Source organism: Pseudomonas sp. BNK-30 (genome assembly GCF_047456185.1).
Classification (GTDB): domain Bacteria; phylum Pseudomonadota; class Gammaproteobacteria; order Pseudomonadales; family Pseudomonadaceae; genus Aquipseudomonas; species Aquipseudomonas putida_E.
Genome location: NZ_CP179904.1, coordinates 452,187 through 467,975, shown reverse-complemented (window position 1 = coordinate 467,975; position 15,789 = coordinate 452,187). Strand labels below are relative to the sequence as shown.

The following is a 15,789-nucleotide window of genomic DNA, read 5'->3' as shown; positions in this document are numbered from 1 at the left end:
CTTACCAACGCCACTCCCCCTGCCCCGTCAATGCCTGTGGCCCCAGCAACCGAGCAGCGCGCAGCAGCGGTGTAAGCGCCGCGTCCGGCTGCAGTTCGGCCGCCACCACTGCGTGACGCCCCAGAAGGTCTGCATCCAGCGCCAACTGATGCTCGCCCTGTTGTATCAGTTGCCCATGCAGGCGCCAGCCTGTGCGGCAATCCATTTCTACCCAGCCCTGCCCCAACCCCAGCGACCAAGGTTCACTCAAGGCGAGGTCGGTGACCGCGATGCGGCCTTCGCTGGTTCGGCACTGCCCCCCCGCGCCTTGCAGGCGCAGCGTGCCCTGCCACTGCCCGGCCAGCCGATAGGCCGTCTGCACACTCGCCTGGGGAGCCTGTGCAGTGACGTCCAACCGCCAGCGCCATGGCCAGCCTTCGGCATGCAACTGCCAGCCCTGGCCCTGAAAGCCCAGCTGTGCGTTGGCCTGCAAGCGCCAAGGCTGCAAGGCCCAGCGTACGGGGCCGGCAGGCCCGAACTGCTGCGCCTGCCCCTGCCACAGGCTGCCGCTGACCGCATGCATCGGCAGGCCCAAGCCCTTTGCAACCCAGGACGCCGGCAACTGCACCAGCAAGGTCAGGCTGAACACCAGCCCGGCCCACAGCAGCCCACGGCGGCTCATGGCTGCACCACCAGGTCGAAACGCAGGCCCTTGGCATCCTGTTCCAGGGCCCACTGCAGCGGTTGCGCACCCTCTGCGCGCAAGGCCTGCAGCCAGCGCTGCAAAACCTGCTCATCGGCCACCTGGCCGCGCAGTTGCCACACCTTGCCTTGCACCTCGACCTCGGCAACTTCGACCCGCCGCGCCTGGGCAGACTGACGCAGCCGCTCCAGGCTCACGCCTGGCCCGCTGGGGAAGGCGGCGGCCTGCACTGCCAGCCCATGCCACTGACTGAGCTCGCGCCATTGCGACACGCCTTGGCGCAGTGCCAGCAACGCCAGCAGAAAGCCGATCAGGCACCAGGCGAGCAACAATCGATGACGCTGAAACCACGCTCGGGTCATGTTGGCGCTCCCAGATCGAAAACCACGTGCGCCGCTGGCGCAGCGCTCAGTACCTGCACCGCCGCTCCGGCGGCGCTTGCCATTTCTTGCCAGGGCGGCTCGCTCCCCTCGCCCTGCAGGCGCAGGTGCCAACGCTGGCCGTCGAAGCGCACCGCTTGCAGACGCCAGCCTGGGTGCTCATGCAGCCACACCTGCAGGTGTGCCTGCAGGTCTTGAAGCTGACGCTCCCGCAGTTGCTGTTGCAGTTCGCTTTCGCGCAGGCGCTTGAGGGCCTGCGACGCTTGCCGAGGGCTGGCCTGGGTGCCGGTCACGGCCAGCACCTGCGTGCGCCAGGTTTGTACCTGCCGCCACTGCTGGCCCGCCCATAACCCGCACCACACCACGGCCAGCACCAAACAGGTGACAACCAGCGCGCGCGGCAGGGCCGGCACACGGGGCGCCGAGCGGGCCTGACGGGTTCGCTCGAACAGGCTTGGCAGCGTGTCGAGCGACGCCAGCGTTCCCGGCCAGCGCCCGACCTGGGTGGCTTTGCGCAGGCTATCCCAGGGCTGCTGCGGTACCTCACCCAGCGCGTCAGGCCAGGCCAGCCAATGGGCTTTCCCCTCTTCGCTGCGCCCCAGGTACAGGCACAGGCCAGGCGCGCGCTGCCACTGCCAGCCCGTCCCGGGCTCAGGCGTGGGCAACAATTGGAACTCGGCCCAACAGCGCTCGATCTGCAGCCCCCATTCGCTGCACTGGCCACGCCATTCGTCCAGCGCCTGGCGGGCTACCGCCAGCAGGCGCAACTGCCCTGCCTGGCGAGCGAGGCAAGCGCACTGCACCTGTTCGGCGTTCTGCAGCAAGTGGTCTTCCAGCAGCAAGGGCCACTCATCACGCTTGAGGCCCGGCGGTGCAGCCAGCTCGAACTGGCTGCACCGCTCGCCCGGGATGATCAGCGCTACCTTTGCGTCCAGGTTCGCCGGTGGCTCGCCCTGGCCTTCCCGTTGGGCCACACCGTTTTCAACCAACAGCCAGTCCCAGATCACGCCCGGGCGCAGCAGCAACCAAGACCGCGCCGGCGCACGGCGCCGCCATTCAAGCTTCATGAACGCCCCCAAGGGAGCGTGAAGGTGCAGACATAGGGGGCTCCATCACGCTGCAGTTGCACGCGCACACCACGGCCGGGGTGCGCGGGTTGGTCGGAAGGCCAGGGCAGCCATCGGCCTCCCTGGTGATAAAGAACATTCAGCGCACTGACCTGCTGCAGCTGCTCGCGCACGACCCAACGGGGTTCGCTGGCGGCGTACAGGTCTGCCGAGGTTTCCAGCATCAGGCGTTGTTCGCGGGGGTCGAAACGCAGGCGTTGGCGCTGCAGCCGTGAGCCACCCTCGGCCTCTGGCACAGCCGTGGCTGCCACCCACAGCAACTGCTGGCGATCGGGCTGCCAGTCGAGCCAGCGGCTGGCCAGTGGCAGGCGCTGCTCATACACCCGGCGCAGTACCGGGCTGTCAAAGCGCCGCTCCAGCGCAAGGCAGAACTCCAGCACACTGTTCTCCTGGCGGGTTACCTGCAGCCGCTCGCGGACCTTGAGCCAGCCATTGACCAGCGCCGCGAGCATGACCCCCAGCAGCGCGGTCAAGGCCATGGCCACCATCAGTTCGATCAGGGTCAAGCCTGCCTGGCGCCGCTTCATGGACGCTCCAGAAAAACCGTGTACTGGCCCAACGGCAGGCGCTGATCGCGGTCGGCATACAGTTGCATCTCGCCGCGACGCAGGTCGCGCACGCCGGTACGGCGCAGCTGCATCTGCCAGTGGCACGCCTGCCCGCCCTGGTTCAACACCCCACTGGGCTGGTTGCTGGCCGGCCAGTACCGTTCCACGGCAAAGCGCGCCTGCAGCTCGCGAGCGCACAGCACGCCAAGGCGATGCTGTTGCACGCTGTCCTGCACTGCCAGGCGCTGGCGCAGAACCTGGCTGGTGATCACCGCCAGCACAGCAGCAATCGCCAGGGCCACGGTCACCTCCAGCAGGGTGAACCCCTGTTGCGTGCGCTTCATGGTGACAACCCCACTCGCAACTGGCCGTCACGCCCCCACGCCCAGCGCTGGCTGCCACCTGCCCAGTGCCAGCGCACCGAACCCGGCTGGGCCCACCCTTGCGGCGTGAACTGCAGATGCGGCTGCAGGCTGGCCGGCCAGTCGGGGCGCAGCCCTTTGGGCCAGTCCCCAAAGCTGACCGGTTCGGCCACCCAGCCCTCGCGCTCACGCCGCACGAACTCCGGGTGTTGGCCGGTCCAGCGCAGCCCGCGCAATTGCCCGGCATGCCGGGCCAGTGCAGCCTGGGTGTGGACGTGCGCCGCCAGCCGCTGCAACGCCTGATCGACGCTGGCCTTGCCGCTGTCCAGCCAGGCCACCGCAAGCCCGGTCATGAGGCCGGCGATGGCCAGCACCACCAGCAATTCGAGCAGGCTGAAACCGCGCTGTGGGCGCATCGCTCACAGCGCCCAGTTACCCAGGTCGGCGTCCTGGCCTTCGCCGCCCTGTACACCATCGGCGCCCAACGAATACACATCGACCCGGCCATGCTCGCCAGGCATGCGGTACTGGTACGGGGTGCCCCACGGGTCCTCCGGCAGGCGGCGTACATAACCATCGCTGCGCCAGGCACGCGGCAGCGGCTCCTGGGTCGGTTTTTTCACCAGCGCAGCCAGGCCTTGCTCATTGCTGGGAAAGCGCAGGTTGTCCAGCCGGTACATGTCCAGCGCCTGCTCGAGCGTGCTCAGGTCGGCCATGACCTTCTGCCGCATGGCCTTGTCCTGGTTGCCGAGCACGCTGGGCGCGACCACGGCGATCAGCAGGCCGATGATGAAAATCACCACCATGATTTCCATCAGGGTGAAGCCGTGTTGGCGCTTGCGTCGATGCTGCATGGGGTTGCTCCTTGTCATCTACAGTTGCAGGCCCTGGTTGAGCTGCATGATCGGCAGCAGCACCGCCAGCACGATGAACAGCACTACGGCGCCCATCACCAGGATCATCAGGGGTTCGAAAAGCGCCATGGCCGTATCCACCTGGCGGGCAAAGCCACGCTCCTGGTCGTCGGCCACGCGCTCGAGCATGTCGGCCAGGGTGCCGCTGGCCTCGCCACTGCCGACCATGTTCACCAGCAACGGCGGGAACTGCTGGCAACCATCCAGCGCCCGGTGCAGGCTGGTGCCGCCCTGCACCTGCTGGCGCACCTGCTCCATGGCCAGGCGGATACGCCGGTTGCCGACGGTTTCAGTGGCCACCTGCAAGGCTTCGAGCAAGGCAACACCGCTGCTGGTGAGGATCGCCAGGCTGCGCGCCAGGCGGGCACTCTCCAGCACCTGTAACAGCCCCCCCACGCGTGGCAGGCGCAACAGCAGGTCGTCGCGGCGCAGGCACCAGTGCGGCTTGCGCAGCAACCAACTGGCCAGCAGCGACGTGAGGATGGCCAGCCCCAGTAGCCAGGGGCCGGCGTGCACCAGGCCTTGGCTCAGGCCGATCAGCAATGAGGTGATCAGCGGCAGGCTCTGCCCGGCATGGGCAAACTGTTCGGTGAGCTTGGGTACGACGAAGGTCATCAGGCCGATCACCACCGCCAGTGACACGCCCATCAGCACGCAGGGGTAGATCAGTGCCGTACGCGCCTTGTGCTGCTGGCGCTGCACCTGTTCCAGGTGGTCTGCCAGCCGGGTAAGCACCTGGGCCAACCGCCCGGAGCGCTCACCGGCTTCGACCAGCGCGCAGTACAGACCGGTGAACGGCGCGCCCTGGCGGGCCAGGCTACGAGCCAGGCCCAGGCCCTCGGCGAGCGAGCCACGCAGAGCCACCAGCACCCCGTGCAGGGCTGGCTGGCGCAACTGGCGCTCAAGCGTCGCCAAGGCATCGACCAGCGGGATGCCCGCGCCGGTCAAGGTCGCCAGCTGGCGTGTCAGCTCACACAGCTGGGCACGGCTCAGGCGTTGTCGGCGCGGCTGCCGGGCACCGCTTTCGAAGCGCTGCAACTGGCGGGGGAACAAGCCCTGCTCGCGCAGCAACTGGCGTGCGTGGCGTTCGGTATCGGCCTGCAGGCTGGCTTTGTGGGTCTTGCCGGCTAGATCAACGGCCTGGTAGCGAAAGGTCGGCATGGGTCAGCCCTGCACCACACGCAGTACTTCGGCCAGGCTGGTCTCGCCGCGGGCCAGGCAATCACTGGCCATCGCCACCAGGCTCTGGCGGCGCTCGGCCAGGTAGTCGTGCATGGCCAGTTCACTGGCGCCGTCATACAGCAGGCCGATCAGGCCAGCGTCCAGTTCGATGAATTCGTACAGCCCCAAACGACCGATATAGCCAGTGCCCTGGCATTGCTCGCAGCCCACCGCGTGGTAGCTGCTGCCCAGCGCCGCCAGCTCAGGCCACAGCGCCCGTTCGGCCGGCTGCAGTGGCTGCGCCACCGCGCAATGGCACAGCCGCCGCACCAGGCGCTGGGCCAGCACGCCACGCAGGCATGAGGCGATCAGGAACGGCTCGACGCCCATGTCACGCAAGCGGGTGACCGCGCCCACTGCGCTGTTGGTATGCAACGTAGACAGTACCAAGTGGCCGGTGAGGCTGGCCTGCACGGCGATCTGCGCGGTTTCCTGGTCGCGGATTTCACCGAGCATGATCACGTCCGGGTCCTGGCGCAGGATGGCGCGCAGGCCAGTGGCAAAGGTCAGCCCGGCGCGCGGATTGATGGCCGTCTGGCCAATGCCGGCGATGGCGTATTCCACCGGGTCCTCGACGGTGAGGATGTTGCGGCTGCCGTCATTGAGGCTGTTGAGGCTGGCGTACAGGGTGGTGGTCTTGCCCGAGCCGGTCGGCCCGGTCGACAGCACGATACCGTTGGGCCTTGTCAGGCAACTGCGCAGGCCGTGCAGCACTGCGTTGGGCATGCCCAGGTTGCCCAACGCCAGCAAGCTGGCCTGCTTGTCGAGCACGCGCATCACCACGCGCTCGCCATGGATACCGGGCAAGGTCGAGACGCGCACGTCCACCTCACGCCCGGCGGCGCGCAAGGTGATGCGACCGTCCTGGGGCTGACGCTTCTCGGCGATGTCCAGGCGCGCCATGACCTTGATCCGCGACACCAGCATGGCCGACAACGCGCGCGGCGGGCGCAACACCTCGCGCAGGTGGCCATCGACACGCAGGCGCACCACCAGGCTCTGCTCAAAGGTCTCGATATGAATGTCCGAAGCGCGCAGGCGCAGGGCCTGGCCGAACAGGCCGTTGATCAGGCGGATCACCGGGGCCTCATCATCGCTTTCGAGCAGGTCCTCGATGCGCGGCATTTCGCTCATCAGGCTGTCCAGATCAACCTGTTCGCCGATGCCTTCGATCAGTGCTTCGGTGGCAGCATCCCCGGCCTGATACAACTGGCCGAGGCGTTCGTCGAACGGCGCAGCTTCCAGGTAGTGCAGTGCCACGGGCTGGCCATGCACACGCAGCAGTTCCTGCAGTTGGTTACTGTCGGCATCGCGGCGCAGCCACAACTGCCAGCCGGTATCCGCCGGGGCCATGGCCAGCCCGGCCTGACGCGCAAGGCGATAGGGCAGCATCACCAGTCGCCCCCGTCCAGGCGCGCGCGGCTGGCCGGGAATACCCGCAGCAGCTGGCCGTCCTGCGCAAGGCCTGGCAGCTTGAGCGGCGTGGTCTGCTGCAGGGTGCGGTACTTGTCTTCGCTCAAACCCGCCAGGCTCGGCCCGTCACGCAGGATGCGCGGGCGGATGAAGACCATCAGGTTCTGCTTGGTGTTCTTGCTGGCCTCGGAACGGAACAGCCGGCCCAGCCCCGGAATATCCCCCAGAAACGGTACGCGTTGATCGCTGGTGCTCAGCTCATCGCTGATCAGGCCGCCAAGAATCACCAGGCCATTGTCCTCGACCATGACCTTGGTCTTGATCTCGCGCTTGTTGGTGATCACATCGCTGGCGGCGCTGGAGTCGGCGATCGACGAGACTTCCTGAACGATATCCAGGCGTACGCTGTTGTCGATGTTGATTTGCGGCTTGATACGCAGCTTCACCCCGACTTCCTTGCGCTCGATGGTCTGGTAGGGGTTGGCGTTGTTCTGCGTCACGGAGCCGGTGACGAAGGGCACTTCCTGGCCGACCAGGATCGATGCCTCGGCGTTGTCCAGGGTCAGCAGGGTCGGCGTGGACAGCAGGTTGAAGCCGCTCTTGCCCTTCAGTGCGTTGATCAGCATGGCGAAGTTGAAGCCACCGCCGAAGTGGCCGATGCCGGCAGTCACGCCCGTGGTGGCCGACAGCAGGTCGCCCAGCGCTTCGTTGTCGCCGCTGGCGGCGGCGCCCGCGATGTTGGCGATGTTCACCCCGTTGCTGCCGAAGTTGACGATGCCGGCGCCGAACTTTTCGTCGGCGAACAGCCACTGCACACCAAGCTCCTGGGCACGGCTGTCGGACACTTCGGCGATGATGGCCTCGACCACTACCTGGGCGCGGCGGATGTCCAGCTGCTCGACGATGGAGCGGTAGGCGGCCAGCTCGCTGTCGGGGCCGACCATGACCACGGCGTTGGTGCCCTCCTCGTACTCCAGGCGTATGCCCGAATCGCTGGCGGCGGCCATCACCGGCTTGTCCTTGGCCTCGCCTTCGCCTGCTCCCTCGCTGGGCACACCGCCTTCCTGGCTCAACCCGCGCAGCACCTTCACCACTTCGCCTGCATTGGCATGGCGCAGGTAGATCACCTGCGTGTTGCTGCTGTGCCGGTTCTCACTGGGCTGATCGAGCTGGCCCAACAGGGCTCGCACACGGTCGGTGCTGCCACGTACCAGCAAGGCATTGCTGCGCGGGTCAGCCACCACCTGGGTGCTGTCGGCGCCCTGCTCTCGGGCCAACAGGCGGGTCAGCAACTGCGCGGTGTCGGCGGCGCTGGCATGGCGCAGGGGCATGACCTTCAGGGGTTCGTCACTGACCTGGTCAAGCTGGCGCAACAGGCTGTCGATGCGTTCGAGGTTGCTGCGCCAATCGGTGACCACCAGCAGGTTGGCCGCAGGATAAGGGGTGATCACACCAACACGCGGGTCGATCAGCGGCTTGAGAATACCGAGCATCTGCTCGCTGGCGGCGTTACGCACATTGAATACGCGGGTGGCCACGCCATCACTGCCTTCGCTGTGCTTGCCGGCGGCTTCAACTGGCACCGGCTCCAGGCGCGCGGCCTGGTCGGGGACGATCTTCACACTGCCATTGGGCAGATCGACCGCGGCATAGCCTTGGGCACGCAGCTGGGCGAGAAAGATGTCGTAGATGGCATCGGCATCGTGGCGGTCGACGGTACGCACCGTGACCTTGCCTTTGACCCGCGGGTCGACGATGAAGGTGGTGCCGGTGATGCGCGACACGCTGTCGATGAATTTGCCCAGCTCGGTGTCGACGAAGTTCACCTCGTAAAGCGGGGTGCCGTTATCATCGAAGGTTTCCGGTTCTTCTGCCCAGGCCGCAGCAAGAGCCAGGGTCAAGGCAGCGGCCACGCAATATTTCACCAGCATTGTTCATCCTTGCCGCTTGAAGCCGGTCACGGCGGGGCGTGGCGGCCAGGGCAAGCGTTCACGCCGCCCCTGGTTGTCGAAAATCAGGCCATCGGCGTCGATGTCCTGCAACACGATCCCCGGTGCCAGGCGCTGGCCGCGGCCCAAGGTGCGCACCTGCTGGCCGTAGCGCAGCACCACGACGCTGGCCGACAACGGCTTGGCCTTGAGGCCGCCCAGGTACTGCAATGGCAACCGGGTGAGCGCAATCGAGCCGTCGTCGCCTGGCGCTTGCCAATGGCCGACCAGCAACCCCGGCAGCGGGGCGTCGACGGTAACCGGGGCGCTGGCCGGTTGCGGCTGGCGCGCCAGTTGCAGCACGCATTGAGCGGCAAGCCACCCGGCCAGCGTCAGCAGGCCACCGGTCATCAGGCGAGCGGCGAATGTCATGACATCAGCTGCCGTGGGTGCCAGCCTGGGTGGCCTTGCACGTAGCGCACCTGCGGCACTTGCAAGGCCGCCAGTTGCCAACCCGGCTGCTGCCGCCCGAGCCAGGCCTCGACCCGTTGCCACAATGGCTCACCGGCTTGGGGCTCGAATTGCAGACCAAAGGTGCGGCACAGGCCCTGCACCGGATCCAGGCCAGTGATGCGCTTGCCTTGCGGGCTGTAGCTCACCTGCCAGGCCTGGCCCTGCCAGCGTGGCAGGTCCTGGCTGTTGTCCAGCAGCAAGGGGTCACCGAACAGTTGCTCGGCGGCGTTTTCCAGCACCTGCTCGACCTGCCGGGCCGGCGCCTCGACCACCGGTGCCGGGTAGCCGCCGGTGAGGCTGATCAGGTGCTCGCGCGTGATGGCCTCGCCAGCGGCCAATGGGTAGTCATAGCGCAGGCCCGGCAACAGCACCGGCATGCTGCTGTCATCGGCCAGGGCCTGGTGCAGCAAACGGTCCCAACTGCCGCCACGCGTGTCGCGACGCCACAGCGCCTGTGGCGCAACCGCCAGCGGCTGGTCGAGCCACGCTGCATGGCCTGCGCGCTGCTGGCGCAACTCGGCCTGCAACTGGCTGGCGCGCAAATGCGCTGCGGGTGAGAGTTGCTGGGCCAATGCAGGAAAGAAGCGCCCATCGAACTGCCATTGCCCGGCAACCTGTTGGCAACGCAGGCGAAACGCACCACTGCCCCGGCAACCGGCAAACAACACCGGGATGCGCCGGCCACTGGCCTGGGTCGCCTGCACAGGTGTGGGCCACAGGTCCTGGCCACGTGCGCAGAGCAGCACGTCGATCTGCGCCACGCGCTCGGCCAGCCACAGGCCCGGGCCGGTACCGACATCCGCCAGCGCCACCACCAGGTCCGCTTCGCGGCGGGCCTGCTCGAAGGTCGGCAGCAGCGATTGGTACCACTGTTTGAGCGAGGCTTTCTGGTCCTGGGCGTAAGGGTCGGTGACGCCCACCACGGCGATGCGTGCACCGCCGCGCTCGAAAATGTGCAGAGGCTCCAGGCCCAAGGTTTTGCGTTGTCCGTCGGCAATACCCGCAGCAAGGGTCATCGCTGAAGACTGGTGGTAAAGGGCGGCACTGCGCTGTGGCCAAAGCACGCGTTCATCACTGCTCACACGGGCTTCGCTGCCCAACAGCCGGCTGCCCTGCACACCGCTCTCGCCCTGGGTCAGATAGGCCAGGCCACTGCCGTTCCAGCCCTGGCCATTTTCGAGAGTCAGGCTATTGCCCGGCCCCACCTCAGCGCGCAGTTGTTCCAACAGGGCCGCGAGCACGGCATAGCCACCCAATTGCACGCCGGCCGCCTGGCTGGCATCGAGCAAAGGCGCGAGTTGAGGGTGAGCCACGCTGGCGCTGTGGCCAGTCATCCAAGGAGCACGGCCCAGGTGGCTGACCGGGCCCAGGCGGGTCGCCGGCACCACGGGCTGGCCGGGCTGGCGCGCATCGAGGGTGTCGGCGACGTACAACAGGTCCAGGCTGGCATTGCCGCCGCGCTGGCCCGGGAATGCAGAACAGGCACCGAGCAACGGTGCCAGGGCACCGACACCCATCCATCTGATCATTTCGCGCCTGTACACACTGCTTGCCATCGGGCCCGCCATCCTTATCCGAGTTCTCTTTGGGCCCCGGATGTTGCGGCGTTGGCATTACAGTTTGATGGCAGAAATCCGACAACCATTCCAGATTGTTCTGTCTGGCACAGTGATAAGAACTTAATGTTTTAAAGCGACGTTAATATTTCTGCCAAAGAATCATCATCTTTGCGCACTAAAGTCGCGGTTTCCTCCAACTCAGCCAATACAAGGACACCCTGATGAGTCGAGAAACCGGCGACAACCTGGACCGCAACCACAGTGGCAACCTGCCGATGGCCAGCGTCATGGACGCCTACCTTAGCCGTCGCAGCGTGATGCGCGGCAGCCTGGGTGCCGCTATCGCCATGATTGCCGGTACCGGCCTGACCGGCTGCTTCGACAGTGGTGGCGGTTCCGACAACGATGACCCGGCCACCGAGCCGCCGGTTACCGAACCTGAAGTACCGAAACTGGCGCTGGGCTTCCAGTCCATCGCGGGTTCACGCACCGACGCCTGTGTCGTCGCCGCCGGCTACAGTGCCTACGTGCTGGCACCGTGGGGCACGCCGATCAACAGCAACGCCAACCCCTGGAAACCGGACGGCAGCAATACCTCCAGCGACCAGGCCAATGCCATGGGCATGCACCATGACGGCATGCACTTCTTCCCCATCAATGGCAGTTCCGAAGACGGCCTGCTGGCGATCAACTTCGAATACATCGATGCCGCCGCCCTGCACCCCAACGGCCCGACCACCGACGCCAGCGGCAATCGCCCGGCCGAAGAAGTGCGCAAGGAAATCAACGCCCACGGTGCCGGCGTGGTGCGCCTGCAGAAGCTCAACGGGCGCTGGCAGGTGGTCGACAACGACCCGCTCAACCGCCGTTTCACCACCGCCTCACGCATGGAAATCACTGGCCCGCTGCGTGGCACCGACCACGTCAAGACCAAGTATTCGGCTGACGGCACGCACTGCCGCGGCACCAACAACAACTGCGGCAACGGCTACACCCCGTGGGGCACTTACCTGACCTGCGAAGAGAACTGGCCTGGCATTTTCGTCAACAAGGACACCCGTCCGGAGGACCAGCGACGCATCGGCGTAGGCACCTCCAGCGGCCAGTACAAGTGGGAGACCGCTGCTGGTGACAGCACCGAAGAAAACGATGAGTTCGCCCGCTTCGACGTGACCATCAAAGGTGCCAGCGCCACCGACGACTACCGCAACGAAGCCAGCACCTATGGCTACATCGTCGAGATCGACCCGTACAACAGCAGCACCCTGGCCACCAAGCGCACCGCACTCGGCCGCTTCCGCCACGAAGGCTGCTGCCCGGGCCTGCCGGTGGCCGGTAAACCGCTGGTCTGGTACATGGGCGACGACTCCAACAACGAGTACCTGTACAAGTTCGTCTCCACCGCGGTGTGGGATGCCGCCGACGCAAGCCCGGCCGACCGCCTGGCCACCGGCGCCAAGTACATGGACCAGGGCAAGCTTTACGTGGCCCGCTTCAATGCAGACGGCACGGGCGAGTGGATCCTGCTCGACGTGACCACCGCCACCACTGCCGGCAGCACCCTCGGGGCGCTGTACGGTGACCTGGCAGGCATCATCCTCAACACCCGTGGTGCAGGCGATGCAGTGGGTGCAACGCCGATGGACCGCCCGGAATGGACAGCGGTAAACCCGCTCAATGGCGACGTCTACCTGACCCTGACCAACAACAGCGCGCGCACCCCGGAAAAAGTCGATGCGGCCAACCCGCGTGGCCCTAACCGCCACGGCCACATCATCCGCTGGCACGACAGCGACGATCACGTGAGCTTCACCTGGGATATCTTCGTGTTCGGTGCCAACGCCGCCGGCACCGCAGACATCAACCGCTCGGGCCTGACCGAACTCAACCAGTTCGCCAGCCCCGACGGCATGAGCTTCGATAGCCGTGGCGTGTTGTGGTTCGAGACTGACAACGGCGAGAGCACGGTCACCGATTACACCAACGATCAGTTGCTGGCGGTGATCCCTACCGACCTGGTGGATGCCGCTGGCAACCAAATACCGGTCAATGCCCAGAACCAGGTGGACTTGCGCCGCTTCTTCGTCGGGCCGAACGGCAGCGAGGTGACCGGGATTGCCTTCAGCCCGGACAACAAGTCGATGTTCGTCAATATCCAGCACCCGGAAAACTGGCCTTACACCGACAAGGCCACCGATGTGACCCCAGCGGGGACCACGGTACGGCCGAGGGCTTCGACCGTGGTGATCCAGCGCGATGATGGCGGGGAGATCGGGACCGTCTGATCCGTTTTTGCATCAGGGCCGCTGCGCGGCCCAATCGCCGGCAAGCCGGCTCCTACAGGTATGGGAGCCGGTTTGCCGGCGATTGGGCTGCACGGCAGCCCTTGAACATGATCACCAGGCCATTGGTGCCCGACTCTTCACCCGCACCTGCTGCGCCGGCACCCGCGCATGCCACTGCACCACCCCCAACGCCTCCAGCTCAAACGCGCTGCGTATCGTCCTGCCCTGTTCTTCGAACGAAAGCTGCAACTGAAAATGCCCACTGTTGAGCAGCAACCCTTCGCTCAACCGCTCAAACGTTTCGTCATCCACCGCCCCCAGCGCCTGACGCAACGCTGCGGCATCTACATAGCCCGACGCCGGCCGACCACTGACGATGCGGCTGAGCAACGAGCGGGGATACCGCCCTTCATAAAGCGCCTCCAGCAATGGCAGATGCTCCAGGCCTACAGCATTGGCATTCAGGCGCCAGCCGGTCGTCTGCGGCAAAGCACACAACATCGGATAACGGCGCTGGCGCGAGGCATCCGCTTCGAGCAGCAGGTTCAACTCACTGGTGTCCAGCATCGGCTGGTTGGCCGCCAGACGAGGCGGCTGCTGGCGCAGATACTGGGCACTTTCGGCGCCCTGCAGGCGCGCATCGCTGTCGCTGTCGAGCCAGTCTGCCAAGGCGTCGACCAGACGTTGCGCGGCCATGTTGTCACCCAGCAAACGCCGTAGCTGGCGCTCGGCACGTTCACCGTCATCCCCCAGCAGCGCATTGACGTTGAAACAGGTGTGCTGGTCGTACACCCGCAGTTGTGCCTGGCCGGCGCCAAAATCGTACGTCAACGGTTGCCCCCGCAGCGCCTGCCAGAACAGCGGGCTAAGCCGCCAGGCGGGGTCACGCAAGGCCTGCTCGGCATAGGCCAGGCCAGCCTGCTCCATGGCCCGCACCTGTACCCGTTGGCGCAGCAGCTGTACGTCATCGACCTGACGCCGCCCGTCCTCCACCAGCCAGGCCATACCCGCTGCGAGCATCGCCAGTACCACCAACACCATCAGCAGCGCGGCGCCCTGCTGTCGCTTGCCACCCATGGCGCAGCACTCCTCTTATCGAACAAGGCGCCAGTCAACAGGGGAGTTGTTGCAGGCAGATTGCAAATACCTTGCAGTCATGTTCGCGTCATCTACGCGAGGCAGGATTGGCCTTTCTTTTCATGGCCTTACAGGAGTGGTCGTAATGGGTGGCATCGGAATCTGGCAGCTGGTGATCGTACTGATGATCGTGTTTCTGCTGTTTGGCACCAAACGCCTCAAGGGTCTGGGCAGTGATGTTGGCGAAGCGATCCAGGGCTTTCGCAAGTCCATGGGGGGCGACAGCGATGCCAGCACCCAAACTGCAGCACCGCAGGTACAACAGGAGCCACTGACCCGTTCGCCTGCGCCACAGCCGCACGCGGATCGGCAGGCCTGATGTTCGAGGTAGGCTTCAGCGAGATGCTGCTGGTGGGCATCGTCGCGCTGCTGGTGCTTGGCCCGGAACGCTTGCCCGTCGCGGCGCGTACGCTGGGCCGTGGCCTGGGCCAGGCGCGCCGGGCAATGCAGGGTTTGCGCGCGCAGATGGAACGCGAAATCGACATGCCCAACCTCGACAGCGCGCCATTGCAACGCCTCGAGCAGGAGCTGCGCCAGGGCATCAGCCTCAAGGCGGAACCGGCCACTGACGCTGCAACGGCCACGGTCATTCGGGAGACCACCTCATGAGTATCGCCCTGGACCCGGCGGCACACATGCCGCTCACCGGTCACCTGCGCGACCTGCGCAAGCGCCTGGTGCGCTGCCTGCTACTGGTCGCGCTGGTGTTCGCCGGCCTGTTCCCCTTCGCCCAGCAGCTCTACACACTGATTTCTGAACCGCTGCGCCGCTTCCTTCCGGAAGGCGCCAGCATGATCGCCACCAGTGTCACCTCGCCCTTTCTCACACCGTTCAAGCTGACCGCGATGTGCGCGCTGTTCGTGGCCATGCCGCTGCTGCTGCATCAGGCCTGGGGTTTTCTTGCGCCGGGCCTTTACCGCCGCGAGCGGCGCATCGCCCTGCCCTTGCTGGTGTCGAGCATCGTGCTGTTCTACGCCGGCATGGCGTTCGCCTTCTACCTGGTATTCCCGATGATGTTCGGCTTTTTTGCCAGCGTGACGCCGGACGGCGTGGCGATGATGACCGACATCAGCCAGTACCTGGACTTCATCATGGCGCTGTTCCTGGCGTTCGGCCTGGCCTTCGAGATCCCGGTGGCAACGTTCATCGTGGTCTGGGTGGGGCTGGCCGACGTGGCCACATTACGGCGCAGCAGGCCCTACGTAGTTGTCGGCTGCTTTGTGGTAGGGATGGTCCTGACGCCGCCGGATGTGTTCTCACAGACCATGCTGGCGGTGCCGATGTGGGTGCTGTTCGAGGTGGGGTTGCTGGCGTGTGCCGGGTTGCGGCGGGAGGGGCAAGCGCCGCAGAGCGTCGCTGAATGAACCGGGTTCATCGCCGGCAAGCCGGCGATGAACTCAGCTCGGCCTAGAAATCGGCGAGGCGCCAGACTTCGTAGGCCGGTGTTTCGTAAGGATGGCTCTGCCTGAGCGCAGCGACGACCTGGGCAATCAGGTCGTCGGCCACCACCAGCTCCACCTTCCACTCCTCCACCACCTCGACCTGGCCGGCTTGCCCAAGGAACGGCTGGCTGCCGTCCAAGGGGCGAAACTGGCCGTGGCCCAGGGTTTGCCAGGCGCAGTGGTCGTAGTCGCCGATACGCCCGCCACCGGCGGCGAACACGGCGGCCTTGACCACGTCGACGTGGCTGGCCGGGACGAAGAAGGCGAGCTTGTACACG

General features: G+C 66.0%; 18 protein-coding genes. 4 read left to right on the top strand and 14 right to left on the bottom strand.

The window, feature by feature from the left end:
- Position 1 precedes the first annotated feature (1 nt).
- Genes ACMGGN_RS02155 through ACMGGN_RS02100 form a run of 12 tightly spaced genes read right to left on the bottom strand, consistent with a single transcriptional unit; the run spans position 2 to position 10,644 of the window.
- Positions 2 to 661 (bottom strand): hypothetical protein, encoded by a 660-nt coding sequence (locus ACMGGN_RS02155; RefSeq protein WP_414156431.1) that lies wholly within the window; start codon positions 659 to 661, stop codon positions 2 to 4.
- A complete protein-coding gene (gene gspM / locus ACMGGN_RS02150) occupies positions 658 to 1,044 on the bottom strand; it encodes a type II secretion system protein GspM (RefSeq protein ID WP_046784380.1) in 387 nt (128 codons plus the stop codon). The genes ACMGGN_RS02155 and gspM overlap by 4 nt, the downstream gene beginning before the upstream one ends.
- Entirely contained in the window at positions 1,041 to 2,129 is a 1,089-nt protein-coding gene (locus ACMGGN_RS02145) for a GspL/Epsl periplasmic domain-containing protein (protein ID WP_414156430.1), read from the bottom strand. The genes gspM and ACMGGN_RS02145 overlap by 4 nt, the downstream gene beginning before the upstream one ends.
- The gene (locus ACMGGN_RS02140; protein ID WP_046784381.1) at positions 2,126 to 2,716 is read right to left on the bottom strand and encodes a type II secretion system protein; all 591 of its coding nucleotides are present in this window, start codon (positions 2,714 to 2,716) and stop codon (positions 2,126 to 2,128) included. The genes ACMGGN_RS02145 and ACMGGN_RS02140 overlap by 4 nt, the downstream gene beginning before the upstream one ends.
- Positions 2,713 to 3,081 (bottom strand): type II secretion system protein GspI, encoded by a 369-nt coding sequence (locus tag ACMGGN_RS02135; RefSeq protein ID WP_046784382.1) that lies wholly within the window; start codon positions 3,079 to 3,081, stop codon positions 2,713 to 2,715. The genes ACMGGN_RS02140 and ACMGGN_RS02135 overlap by 4 nt, the downstream gene beginning before the upstream one ends.
- A complete protein-coding gene (gene gspH, locus ACMGGN_RS02130) occupies positions 3,078 to 3,515 on the bottom strand; it encodes a type II secretion system minor pseudopilin GspH (protein ID WP_046784383.1) in 438 nt (145 codons plus the stop codon). Before gspH ends, ACMGGN_RS02135 begins: the two co-directional genes overlap by 4 nt.
- 3 nt (positions 3,516 to 3,518) lie before the next feature.
- On the bottom strand, positions 3,519 to 3,953 hold the full coding sequence (gene gspG, locus ACMGGN_RS02125) for a type II secretion system major pseudopilin GspG (protein WP_046784384.1): 435 nt from the start codon (positions 3,951 to 3,953) through the stop codon (positions 3,519 to 3,521).
- A gap of 18 nt (positions 3,954 to 3,971) precedes the next feature.
- Complete coding sequence (gene gspF / locus ACMGGN_RS02120) at positions 3,972 to 5,174, bottom strand: type II secretion system inner membrane protein GspF (RefSeq protein WP_012315992.1); 1,203 nt, start codon at positions 5,172 to 5,174, stop codon at positions 3,972 to 3,974.
- Between the two features lie 3 nt (positions 5,175 to 5,177).
- Positions 5,178 to 6,626 (bottom strand): GspE/PulE family protein, encoded by a 1,449-nt coding sequence (locus tag ACMGGN_RS02115; protein WP_237860099.1) that lies wholly within the window; start codon positions 6,624 to 6,626, stop codon positions 5,178 to 5,180.
- Complete coding sequence (gene gspD, locus ACMGGN_RS02110; protein ID WP_414156820.1) at positions 6,626 to 8,560, bottom strand: type II secretion system secretin GspD; 1,935 nt, start codon at positions 8,558 to 8,560, stop codon at positions 6,626 to 6,628. Before gspD ends, ACMGGN_RS02115 begins: the two co-directional genes overlap by 1 nt.
- Before the next feature lie 21 nt (positions 8,561 to 8,581).
- On the bottom strand, positions 8,582 to 9,007 hold the full coding sequence (locus ACMGGN_RS02105) for a pilus assembly protein PilZ (RefSeq protein ID WP_115273988.1): 426 nt from the start codon (positions 9,005 to 9,007) through the stop codon (positions 8,582 to 8,584).
- Positions 9,004 to 10,644, bottom strand: coding sequence for a lipoprotein UxpA (locus ACMGGN_RS02100; RefSeq protein WP_414156429.1), 1,641 nt, complete (start codon positions 10,642 to 10,644; stop codon positions 9,004 to 9,006). Before ACMGGN_RS02100 ends, ACMGGN_RS02105 begins: the two co-directional genes overlap by 4 nt.
- A gap of 224 nt (positions 10,645 to 10,868) precedes the next feature.
- Here ACMGGN_RS02100 and ACMGGN_RS02095 point away from each other — a divergent pair, with 224 nt between their 5' ends.
- The gene (locus tag ACMGGN_RS02095) at positions 10,869 to 12,932 is read left to right on the top strand and encodes a PhoX family protein (RefSeq protein WP_237860105.1); all 2,064 of its coding nucleotides are present in this window, start codon (positions 10,869 to 10,871) and stop codon (positions 12,930 to 12,932) included.
- Between the two features lie 111 nt (positions 12,933 to 13,043).
- On the opposite strand, the gene gspK is transcribed toward ACMGGN_RS02095, so the two are convergent.
- The gene (gene gspK, locus ACMGGN_RS02090; protein WP_115273985.1) at positions 13,044 to 14,009 is read right to left on the bottom strand and encodes a type II secretion system minor pseudopilin GspK; all 966 of its coding nucleotides are present in this window, start codon (positions 14,007 to 14,009) and stop codon (positions 13,044 to 13,046) included.
- 145 nt (positions 14,010 to 14,154) lie between these two features.
- Between gspK and tatA the strand changes: the two genes are divergently transcribed.
- From tatA to tatC, 3 genes are read left to right on the top strand one after another with little or no spacing between them, the layout of a single operon-like run.
- A complete protein-coding gene (gene tatA, locus ACMGGN_RS02085; protein WP_046784392.1) occupies positions 14,155 to 14,388 on the top strand; it encodes a twin-arginine translocase TatA/TatE family subunit in 234 nt (77 codons plus the stop codon).
- A complete protein-coding gene (gene tatB, locus ACMGGN_RS02080) occupies positions 14,388 to 14,678 on the top strand; it encodes a Sec-independent protein translocase protein TatB (protein WP_046784393.1) in 291 nt (96 codons plus the stop codon). Before tatA ends, tatB begins: the two co-directional genes overlap by 1 nt.
- Positions 14,675 to 15,433, top strand: coding sequence for a twin-arginine translocase subunit TatC (tatC, locus tag ACMGGN_RS02075; protein WP_115273984.1), 759 nt, complete (start codon positions 14,675 to 14,677; stop codon positions 15,431 to 15,433). The genes tatB and tatC overlap by 4 nt, the downstream gene beginning before the upstream one ends.
- 43 nt (positions 15,434 to 15,476) lie before the next feature.
- Here tatC and ACMGGN_RS02070 read toward each other — a convergent pair whose 3' ends face one another.
- On the bottom strand, positions 15,477 to 15,788 hold the full coding sequence (locus ACMGGN_RS02070; RefSeq protein WP_281870097.1) for an NGG1p interacting factor NIF3: 312 nt from the start codon (positions 15,786 to 15,788) through the stop codon (positions 15,477 to 15,479).
- Position 15,789 lies beyond the last annotated feature (1 nt).